We start from the raw sequence: 8736 nt of genomic DNA, 5'->3' as shown, positions 1-8736 counted from the left end.
GATTAAGCGCGCCGAGCAGTATCACCCCATCATCGATATCGGGGCGGGTAATGCGGTCACCGTGGTGTTCCAGAAGGGCTTCCAGCTCGAAACCCGTCAGGATATGGAAGAAGCGAAAGTCCTGGCCGAAGCACAGAAAGCCGGCCAGACCGCACAGAATGCCGTCACCGGTAACACTGCCCAGGCTGTCCCGGCGTCCTCAACCTCCACGACATCTGTCGGCAACATCGATCCGGATGAAGTTATGCGGCAGGCGCGTGGCCTGAAAATGGGTGACACCATTAACTGAGGCTGAAAGCATGAATGATGACCACAACATCATGATTCTTCGCAAGACTGGCGGTGATATTCAGAAATGGGAACGCAACGCCTTCACCCCCCGCCAGATAAGTTTTTATGTGGTGCTCTTTGTGCTTGTCATGGCAGTCGTGGTGGGGAGCAGGCATATCCCTGTGACTTCAGGGATGGTTATGGGAGCCGCGACCGGCGTCATGTTCCTTATTCCGGGATGGCGGAATGATGACTGGCCGCGGGCGATACGCCGGCGACTGTCTCACTACCGGCCCCGTAACAAGGCAGCCTGGCAGCACTTTCAGGAGACCATTGAGCGTAAAAGGCGCATGAAACTGGACGACCTGCGGACCTGGTATGAAAGCGAATGCATGACCGTCTTTCACCCGGAAAAAGCAACGCCGCAGACTCAGGCGAATACGCAGGACAAATCGGCGGTGAACACATGAGCAAAGCTCAAAACAGAAAGCAGCTCCGCAAAATCGGCATGGATATTCAGTTGTGGGAGCATGGCCGCCTTACACCCCGCAGAGCGGCATTTTATGTGATTGTCCTGGTGTTGCTCTTGGCGGTGATAATTCCGGTTACTTTACTGTTTTACCTTACCGCCTGGGCCTTAATTGCTGGTTTCTTCATCTGCGCCGGGCTTATCGCGCATTTTTGCAGGAAGCTTCTGCCCGGATGGGCAGATGACGACTGGCCTGCGGCGACAGACAGAAAACTGGCCCTGTACCAGCCCTGTAACCTGACTGCCTGGCAGCACTTTCAGGAGGCCGTCAAAAGTAAAGGAAGTATTGAAAAGGACGACCTGCGGAACTGGTATGACGACGAGTGCAGGGTTGTATTCCGGCGTGCAGACAAACCACTGCCGCATTTTCTGCAGAACACCCCGGCCAGGGCAGGGGAGCAAAAGGGTGAGGAGCAGCCATGAACCGTTATGCAGTGCACACCCTGATGCTCGTTACGCTGGCTCTGCTCGCCTCCCTGGTGCTGATGGTCAGCGCCACTAAAAGCGAGGCTGCTCAGAAAGACTACATAACGCCGCTGCAGTGCTGTTCCTGCAGTGACAATCCACTGGAGGGATATTCTCATCATGAGCTTAATTAAAAAAGCCGGCTTCGCCATGCAGTGGCTCTGGCTGCCGGTACTGAGTTACGCCTTTGGCCTGACAGTGTATGCCATGCAGATACCCAAAGGTCTGGCAGGTGTTAACTGGTCATTCTGGCGGGTCGCGCTGGCCATTACGGTTATCTGGCTGGTGAGTATGGCGATACATCTCAGCGACAGTAAAAGGGATTTATCTGTCGCGGCAGTGTGGGGAGCAGCACTTCCCTGGGTTGCCTTAGCGTGTGCCTGGCTCCTGAGACTGTACTTTAACTGGACATTCTCATGGCCACCTGCTGACTGGTACCTTATGGCTTTTCTCATTTCTTACGGTCTCCCGCTTCTCTGTGGCGTCGCCTACAGTGCAAAACTGGTGGTCGAAACTTAACAACTGCACGTCCTTTACCCATTTTCTTAACCCGGAGTCATCCATGCATAAATTACTGGGTGCTGCACTGCTGTGCAGCGCGCTGACCGGCTGCGCCGGTATGAATTCAGATTTCGACTGTAATGCCACCGCCACCGATAAATGCCTGACCACCGCTGAGGCCAATGCCCTGGCCGCAAAGGGGAAAAGCATTAACGACATCGGCAAAGACACTGCCGTAAAAAAGCCTGCGGGTGAAACCCTGCCGGCACTGCGCAACACGGCGCCGGCGGTCAGTTCTTCCCGGCCCGTTTCTGTCGCAGCAACCGGTGTCATCGCCCCGCGCCCGATCGCCACCGTACCGTCACCGGTGCGCAGCAACCTTACCGGACAGGCTGCGCAGACCACATCGTATGTGTCGCCGGCGAGCTCTGTCAGCGGCGCAGGGCGTGTGACCGCGCAGCGTATTCCCGACGCCACACAGCGCCTGTGGATTGCCCCGTGGGTCGACACCGACGACAACTTTCATCAGCCCGCCGTCGTGGAGTTTGTGAAAAACAAATCTCACTGGGATGAGGGGTTCCGCGTCATCGGGGAGGGGGATGAATGATGAAACCACCCCGCCGTAACCCTTCCCGCCGCGATCCCCTGGACGGGCAGGGCTGGTATGCCACTGGCTGCAGTACCGGTGAGTTACCGGTACTGACAAACACCGTTTCCGGCAGCGCATACGACCGCATGTATGCCAGGCCTGACAGCCTGCGGGCACAGCGTCTGGAACTGATAGGTGATATCGCTGCCCGCCTGCGCCACCGTGAGAGGACTTAAAAATGTCTGACTTTGTTGAAAGCATGATGGATTTGCTGAAAAAGGGAGGCCAGAAAGATGGCTCCGCGACAGCGAAAGCCAACCTGCAGCAGACCTGGGATTATCCCTCCCTGACCGCAGCCCTGCCGTGGCGTTATTACGATGATGCCAACGACATGTTCATCAATGCCGGCTCAGCGGGTTTTATCGTTGAGGCGGCCCCTCTGCCGGGGGCGAACGAGCAGGTGGTGGCCGCGCTGGATGACATGCTGCGCAAGAAGCTGCCGCGCAAAACGCCGGTGACCGTCATCATGGTCGCCAGCAAATGTGTGGGTGATCGCATCGCGCGCGGCGTCAGTACCGACATGTGGAAAGGCCCGATGGCCGCGCACCTCAACAGCATTACCCGCGCGTTCTGGGAAAAATCGGCACTTGAGGGGATGGCCAACAAACGTGAATATCCCCTCTATCTGCGTCATTACCGGGTCTTTATCGTGTACGGCCGCAAGGTACGGCACTTCACGTCGAAAATAACGGATGAACTCAAGCAGATCCGCAACACCATCCGCGTGTCGCTTGACGCCGCCCGTATCGACTCGGTGAATACCACGGCGAACGACTTCCTCTCGCTCATGCGTGAACTCGTCAACTACCGCTCCGGGCAGGTCATGCCGGCCGGTGATGAGTGGAACACCGAGGAGGAGATGAACCGTCAGGTGGTCGATCAGGGTATCGATATCAAAGTTCGCCCGTCGCATATCAGCCTGGCGCTGCCGGACACCATCATTGAAAAGCAGATGCGGGATAACGCCGGTAACGCAACGGAAATCCGGCAGACCCGCGTGGCGGCCTCATCGTGTCGCGTGGTGAACATGCAGCTGACCAAAAACCCGACGCGCTTTGCGCTCTGGCAGGGCGCGGATAACCTTCAGAACCTGCGTTTCCCTGACCTCGGCATTCCCTGTCCCTTCATGCTGACCTGGACCGTTGAGCTGGAAGAGCAGACCCGGAGCCAGGGCGAGGCGCTGCGCAAGAACATGGATCTCGGCAAAAAAGCCAGCTCGGCTTACGCCATGCTGTTTCCGGGCGTGAAAAAACAGGCGGAAGAGTGGCGCAGAATGCAGATGGAGCTGGGCACCAATGAGGTGTCCCTGTGCCGGTATTACTTCAACCTCACCCTGTTCACGCCGGATAATGATGAAGATGCGCTGTCCTGCGAGCTGGCCGCGATTAACGTCTTCCGTAAAAACGAGCTGGAGCTGACCACTATCCAGTATCAGCAGATGCGTAACTGGCTGGCCTCCATGCCGTTCATGATGCAGGAAGGGATGTGGGAAGATCTGAAAGCGACCGGTGCCACACTGCGCGCCAAGAGCTGGAATGCCGTCAACCTGATGCCGGTAGTGGGTGAACGTCACCTGTCACGGCGTGGCATGCCACTGCCGACCTACCGTAACCAGACTGCCTTCTTCGACATGTTTGATGAAACCAACGGCAGTACCAACTTCAACATCGCCATCACCGGCACCTCCGGGGCAGGAAAGTCCTTCCTCACGCAGGGGATCCTGCGCGACGTCCTGAATGCCGGCGGGTACGCCTGGGTCATCGACATGGGAGACAGTTACAAGAACTACTGTAAGCAGGCCGGGGGCGTCTATCTCGACGGTTCCGATCTGCGCTTCAACCCGTTTGCGAACATACGGGACATTAAAGTCTCGGCGGAAGGGGTGGTCCGGCTTCTCACCGTACTGGCCAGCCCGACAGACCCGCTGGACGCGGTCTGTGAAGCTATCCTGCAGAATGCGGTGACCTGGGCATGGGAGAGTAAAGGGAACAGGGCACGCATCGATGACGTTCATGCCTACCTCACCAGTCAGGAGGTCAACGACGCATATCAGGAGCGGCCAACGATTGTTGCCCGTCTCGCCGAGCTGGCTCTGTTGCTGGAAGCCTACTGCAGCTGGGGTCCATACGGGGAATACTTCAACGCGGATCAGCCGACGCTCGATGGCGATACCCGCTTCGCGGTGCTGGAGCTGCTGAGTCTGGAAAACAAACCGAAGCTGCTCAGTGCCATCCTGTTCTCGCTCATTCTGGCGATTCAGGAAAAGATGTACTACAGCCCGCGTAACCTCAAAAAAGTGGCCATCATCGATGAAGCCTGGCGACTGCTCAGCGGCTCTAACCCGCATGCCGCAAAATTCATCGAGACCGGCTACCGTACCGTGCGTCGTCACCGTGGCGGCTTCATCACCATCACCCAGGGCATCAAGGACTTTACGGCGAGTAAAGAAGCCGAGGCGGCCTGGAACAACAGTTCCACCAAAATCACGCTGCTTCAGGATGCAAAAGCATTCAAGCAGTACGTGGCCGAATATCCCGATCAGTTCTCTGAGATCGAAAAAGAGGTCATCAAATACTTTCAGCCGGCACTCGACACGGGCTACAGCTCGCTGCTGATCACCACCGGCGAGCGCAGTTCGTTTCATCGCCTGTTTGTCGACCCGGTCACGCGCGCGATGTTCAGTTCGCGTGGCGAGGACTTCGCGTTCATGCAGGAAGAGCAGAAAAAAGGGGCCAGTTCCGAAGAGGCAGCATACCGGCTGGCAGGCATCAAATATGGTCAGGAACTGGCGGAGCTTGAAGAATGGGCGAAAGCAGCATGAGTGATAAACCTTATGACGCGGAGGTGGTGCGTGACGGTGTGACGCTGGCGGGCAGTATGGCGTCGCGCTGGCCGAAGCTTCTGGCGTGCGGCGCGGGCGCGCTGCTGATTGTGACCGGCATTGCCTGGGGCGTGGCCAGACTGGTGACCCCGCAGGTGGTGACGTTCGACATGAAGGGCACGATGGACATCTTCATACAGCAGTCTGCGCAGCAGAAACTCGATGAGGCGAGGGCGAAAGCCCTGGTCAGTCGTTTCAACCAGGCCATGATCGACAGCCTGGCCGCGTGGCAGCAGAAGCATAACACGGTGATCCTGGTGCAGCCGGCCGTGGTGAGTGTGCAGCCTGACATTACCACGGCCATCCGCAACGATATCGCGGCGCGGATGCAGTCTCCTGCCGGGGAGGTGAAATGAACCTGGCCCGCTGTCTGGCCGTAATACTCCTGGCGGGCATCACGGCCGGTGCCGGGGCAAAAGACCTCGGCACCTGGGGGAATGTGTTTGAACCGCAGGAGCAGGACATGCTGGTTTTTATCCAGAAGCGCCTGCAGTCGATGGAGCAGAGCGGTGAGCTGAACCAGCTGCGTAACGAGGCGGTGGAGCGCGTTAAGCGTAACGCCGTCAGGCCGCCGCCCGTTGCCGGCCTGACGCCTGCCGCAAAGTACCGTGCCTTCAGCTATGACCCCACCTTCACCGTCAACGAAACCATCACTGATATGCAGGGCAACATCATTGCCCGCAAGGGCGATCAGGTGAATCCGCTCGACCGGGTGCCTTACAGCCAGACGCTCTACTTTCTCGACGGCGACAACCGCGACCAGGTGGCCTGGATGAAGCAGCAGCTGGACAGTGCGACGGATTTCAAAATCATCCTGGTGAAGGGAAACATCAAAGAAACCAGCGATGCCCTGAACGAACGCATCTACTTCGATCAGGCCGGCGTCCTGACCACGAAATTCGGGTTTGAGCACACCCCGGTGCGTATCACGCGTGACGGGCGGGTTCTGAAGGTTGAAGAAATACGTTTACCGGAGGTGAATAAGTGAATGTTAGCTACCTGATTATAGCCGAAACACTGTTGTTAACACCGCTGCCAGTGTGGCTCGTTGCCGGGATGGTCAAAGAGGAGGACAGGCGGCTGTCCATACATGCCTCGCTGATAACACTGGCTACCCAGAGTATTCCCTGCTTTCTGTTCCGGAACCATATCCTGGCAGAACCCGTTATATTTTTGATGGCATATGTGATCTGTCAGGCGCTCGTTATCTTTCAGATGCAGACAGTGAAAAGATTACGGTCACATGTGCCGTTTCTGCGCGTGCGACCTTTAATTATCACTGTTGTTATAAATTCACTGACCTACACCATCCCATTGTGGTTTCTGGCCGGCTGCATGTTTGTGCGTTTCAGTGAGATGCAATAGCACTGCTGACCGTATAAGCAATCAAAAAAACAAAGAAAATGCCAGATGCTCCCAGGCACCTCCGCCAGCAATCAAAGTACCGCGAGTCTCTGAACGTATCCTCCAGTGTCATGATGCTTCTGTTTAAGATGCCTATGTACCAGCAGAGGATTAATGCGAAAACCGGTACCAGTATGAACAGGAGCAAAATATCCACTAAGTCCGGTCCGGGGAACATACGTTTCACGGTAATCACCAGGAGCACAGTGATGGTTGCTGTGGTCAGAGTGTCCCGAAGAATATCCCTGAAGGCATCAAGAAAACGGTCGTCGCTAAATTCGGCCGGAAAACGCATCTGATTAACTCCATTCAATAAGCACCTCTGTATCGTACCCGTACACCCATTTTATGTCGTGTTGAAAAGCGAAAGTCTCACCTTTTTGCCGGAGAAATAATGACAACAACCCTCGCAAACAGCAGTACCGGTCCGGTACCTGCCAAGCCGCTGCGTGTCAGCGGCAATCAACTAAAAGAAATCTATCCCGAACTTGATGGCTGGGCCAGTCAGCTCGTGACCAAAGCCTTTGTGGGCTGGCAGCGCGCCACCGGTGTGGTCGTTAAGGAGCCGGATAAGCGCGATGAGCGGTTCACGGACTTTCTGATTAATGCATTTCTTGATAAACACCGGGAGAGCCGTGCATGAGTTGCTTTCCCTGCGCGCTGAAGGCTTGTCTGTCTGAACAGTTCTGAGGAGATGAGGATGGTCGCCGTAATAGTCACAGCACTGGCAGTGCTGTGCGCGTTATTTGCATCATGGTTCAGTATTGCGCTTTGCCCACTGAAGCATCAGAAAACCGGCCTTTACACCGCATGTATCATTCTTTGTTTGCAGGCAATACTGGCAATAGCGTACCGGACATCATGGGAAAAAGACCCGCTAATTTTTTTCTGCATCGTCATCTTCCATCAGTCCCATATTAACCTGTCAGTGCGTATTTCCGGTAACTTGCGAGACGCTTATCCCCGGTTTCAGAGTATTACGCCGGTTATTCCTGCTGCCCTTTTCTCTGCGGCACTCACCTTAATGATGTGGTCGTTCGCCGCAGCGATAGTCAGCAGAGCACATTAATACGCGATTTTCACGGCTGCCCATAAAGCCAGACACAGCATCATGCATGAGAAAAACATCATAACGATAACCCAGACTGTGTCCTTGCGTGTTTCAGACACTCTCTCAAGCGCGTTGAGATTTTCTACGGTAATAGCTGCAACCCATAACAAACTGATCATGGAGCAAATTGCTGCGCTAATCAGGAAAAGCCAGTCGGGGACAGCAGTTGGTGGTGTGAAAAATTTGCATGCTGCAAGAAGAAGCCCCAGCAATGCGTAATACGTCAGTATGTCGCGGAACAGATTTCTGATTATGTCGAGTGACGCCTGTTCACTGAAAATACGCGGAAGTCGGATTTTTATGATCATTTCAATCCTTTAGTTCATCCCCAGACTCGTGCGCCCATTTTAGCCAACAACAGCGTTGCTGTCGTTATGAGCATTCACCCGGCTCTGGTTTCAAGAAAATATCCGGAGAAAAACATGACTATGAATACGAATATCCCTGCTATTTGCGCAAATAGTCAGGGTAAGCCCTTCCATACCAGCGGCAACCAGCTGAAAGAAATCTACCCCAAACCTGATGACCTGGCCAGTCAGCTCGTGACCAGAGCCTGTGTGGGCTGGCAGCGCGCCACCGGCGTGATCGTTAAGGAAGCAGAGAAGCGCGATGAGCGGTTCACGGACTTTCTGATCAATGCGTTTCTTGATAAACACCGGGAGAGCCGCGCATGAGATTTCTTTTCCTGGTCGGCATGACCGTGATTGCAGCTATCTCCCTTTTACAGTTGCAGGCAGCGGGTGCAGATGTGAACTTTCAGCGCCCCCTGATTATGTGGGGGATATTCATGGCGGGTTATTCAGTGCTTTATTATTTTTGTGTAATAAAGGGAAGAACAGTAAAGCAATGGCGCTATGGCACCCCTGTTGAGGAGACGAAAAACGAGACGCTGACCGATCTCAGCACGGCCATTTATCTCTGGCAGG

The 8736-nt window shown here is 55.3% G+C and carries 15 protein-coding genes and 1 pseudogene; 15 read left to right on the top strand and 1 reads right to left on the bottom strand.

All coding sequences use genetic code 11. From position 1 onward, the window contains the following. The 13 genes and pseudogenes from IAE50_RS25200 to IAE50_RS25140 all read left to right on the top strand — a co-directional run. Positions 1 to 289: pseudogene (locus tag IAE50_RS25200) on the top strand (conjugal transfer protein TraB); the annotation flags it as partial. A gap of 10 nt (positions 290 to 299) precedes the next feature. Beyond that, complete coding sequence (locus tag IAE50_RS25195) at positions 300 to 740, top strand: hypothetical protein (protein WP_200581637.1); 441 nt, start codon at positions 300 to 302, stop codon at positions 738 to 740. After that, positions 737 to 1222, top strand: a complete 486-nt coding sequence (locus IAE50_RS25190; protein WP_200581636.1) for a hypothetical protein — start codon at positions 737 to 739, stop codon at positions 1220 to 1222. The genes IAE50_RS25195 and IAE50_RS25190 overlap by 4 nt, the downstream gene beginning before the upstream one ends. Continuing rightward, the gene (locus tag IAE50_RS25185) at positions 1219 to 1398 is read left to right on the top strand and encodes a hypothetical protein (RefSeq protein ID WP_200581635.1); all 180 of its coding nucleotides are present in this window, start codon (positions 1219 to 1221) and stop codon (positions 1396 to 1398) included. Before IAE50_RS25190 ends, IAE50_RS25185 begins: the two co-directional genes overlap by 4 nt. Further along, on the top strand, positions 1385 to 1783 hold the full coding sequence (locus IAE50_RS25180) for a hypothetical protein (RefSeq protein WP_200581634.1): 399 nt from the start codon (positions 1385 to 1387) through the stop codon (positions 1781 to 1783). Before IAE50_RS25185 ends, IAE50_RS25180 begins: the two co-directional genes overlap by 14 nt. A gap of 43 nt (positions 1784 to 1826) precedes the next feature. Next, entirely contained in the window at positions 1827 to 2372 is a 546-nt protein-coding gene (gene traV, locus IAE50_RS25175) for a type IV conjugative transfer system lipoprotein TraV (protein ID WP_200581633.1), read from the top strand. Continuing rightward, a complete protein-coding gene (locus tag IAE50_RS25170) occupies positions 2369 to 2590 on the top strand; it encodes a hypothetical protein (protein ID WP_200581632.1) in 222 nt (73 codons plus the stop codon). Before traV ends, IAE50_RS25170 begins: the two co-directional genes overlap by 4 nt. Before the next feature lie 2 nt (positions 2591 to 2592). Beyond that, positions 2593 to 5235, top strand: a complete 2643-nt coding sequence (traC, locus tag IAE50_RS25165; RefSeq protein WP_200581631.1) for a type IV secretion system protein TraC — start codon at positions 2593 to 2595, stop codon at positions 5233 to 5235. Beyond that, complete coding sequence (gene trbI, locus IAE50_RS25160; RefSeq protein ID WP_234467345.1) at positions 5232 to 5651, top strand: type-F conjugative transfer system protein TrbI; 420 nt, start codon at positions 5232 to 5234, stop codon at positions 5649 to 5651. The genes traC and trbI overlap by 4 nt, the downstream gene beginning before the upstream one ends. Then, complete coding sequence (gene traW, locus IAE50_RS25155) at positions 5648 to 6283, top strand: type-F conjugative transfer system protein TraW (protein ID WP_200581629.1); 636 nt, start codon at positions 5648 to 5650, stop codon at positions 6281 to 6283. The genes trbI and traW overlap by 4 nt, the downstream gene beginning before the upstream one ends. Next, a complete protein-coding gene (locus IAE50_RS25150; protein WP_200581628.1) occupies positions 6280 to 6660 on the top strand; it encodes a hypothetical protein in 381 nt (126 codons plus the stop codon). The genes traW and IAE50_RS25150 overlap by 4 nt, the downstream gene beginning before the upstream one ends. 433 nt (positions 6661 to 7093) lie before the next feature. Next, positions 7094 to 7342 (top strand): hypothetical protein, encoded by a 249-nt coding sequence (locus IAE50_RS25145; protein ID WP_200581627.1) that lies wholly within the window; start codon positions 7094 to 7096, stop codon positions 7340 to 7342. A 57-nt stretch (positions 7343 to 7399) separates the two neighbouring features. After that, entirely contained in the window at positions 7400 to 7768 is a 369-nt protein-coding gene (locus IAE50_RS25140; protein ID WP_200581626.1) for a hypothetical protein, read from the top strand. Here the strand turns inward: IAE50_RS25140 and IAE50_RS25135 are convergent. Next, the gene (locus tag IAE50_RS25135) at positions 7765 to 8118 is read right to left on the bottom strand and encodes a hypothetical protein (protein WP_200581625.1); all 354 of its coding nucleotides are present in this window, start codon (positions 8116 to 8118) and stop codon (positions 7765 to 7767) included. The two genes, IAE50_RS25140 and IAE50_RS25135, sit on opposite strands and share 4 nt — an antisense overlap. A gap of 114 nt (positions 8119 to 8232) precedes the next feature. On the opposite strand from IAE50_RS25135, the gene IAE50_RS25130 reads away from it, so the two are divergent. Next, complete coding sequence (locus tag IAE50_RS25130) at positions 8233 to 8484, top strand: hypothetical protein (protein WP_234467344.1); 252 nt, start codon at positions 8233 to 8235, stop codon at positions 8482 to 8484. Further along, the coding region (locus IAE50_RS25125; RefSeq protein WP_200581624.1) for a hypothetical protein at positions 8481 to 8736 on the top strand (256 nt) is incomplete at its 3' end. The genes IAE50_RS25130 and IAE50_RS25125, both read left to right, overlap by 4 nt.

This window comes from Kosakonia sp. S42 (genome assembly GCF_016624785.1).
In the GTDB taxonomy this organism is placed as follows: Bacteria; Pseudomonadota; Gammaproteobacteria; order Enterobacterales; family Enterobacteriaceae; genus Kosakonia; species Kosakonia cowanii.
This window is presented reverse-complemented; position numbering and strand designations above follow the sequence as displayed.

Bases quoted from the DNA above. Each gene is read 5' to 3' on its own strand.
- IAE50_RS25195 (WP_200581637.1), top strand. From the start codon at position 300: ATGAATGATGACCACAACATCATGATTCTTCGCAAGACTGGCGGTGAT.
- IAE50_RS25190 (WP_200581636.1), top strand. From the start codon at position 737: ATGAGCAAAGCTCAAAACAGAAAGCAGCTCCGCAAAATCGGCATGGAT.
- IAE50_RS25185 (WP_200581635.1), top strand. From the start codon at position 1,219: ATGAACCGTTATGCAGTGCACACCCTGATGCTCGTTACGCTGGCTCTG.
- IAE50_RS25180 (WP_200581634.1), top strand. From the start codon at position 1,385: ATGAGCTTAATTAAAAAAGCCGGCTTCGCCATGCAGTGGCTCTGGCTG.
- traV (WP_200581633.1), top strand. From the start codon at position 1,827: ATGCATAAATTACTGGGTGCTGCACTGCTGTGCAGCGCGCTGACCGGC.
- IAE50_RS25170 (WP_200581632.1), top strand. From the start codon at position 2,369: ATGATGAAACCACCCCGCCGTAACCCTTCCCGCCGCGATCCCCTGGAC.
- traC (WP_200581631.1), top strand. From the start codon at position 2,593: ATGTCTGACTTTGTTGAAAGCATGATGGATTTGCTGAAAAAGGGAGGC.
- trbI (WP_234467345.1), top strand. From the start codon at position 5,232: ATGAGTGATAAACCTTATGACGCGGAGGTGGTGCGTGACGGTGTGACG.
- traW (WP_200581629.1), top strand. From the start codon at position 5,648: ATGAACCTGGCCCGCTGTCTGGCCGTAATACTCCTGGCGGGCATCACG.
- IAE50_RS25145 (WP_200581627.1), top strand. From the start codon at position 7,094: ATGACAACAACCCTCGCAAACAGCAGTACCGGTCCGGTACCTGCCAAG.
- IAE50_RS25140 (WP_200581626.1), top strand. From the start codon at position 7,400: ATGGTCGCCGTAATAGTCACAGCACTGGCAGTGCTGTGCGCGTTATTT.
- IAE50_RS25135 (WP_200581625.1), bottom strand. From the start codon at position 8,118: ATGATCATAAAAATCCGACTTCCGCGTATTTTCAGTGAACAGGCGTCA.
- IAE50_RS25130 (WP_234467344.1), top strand. From the start codon at position 8,233: ATGACTATGAATACGAATATCCCTGCTATTTGCGCAAATAGTCAGGGT.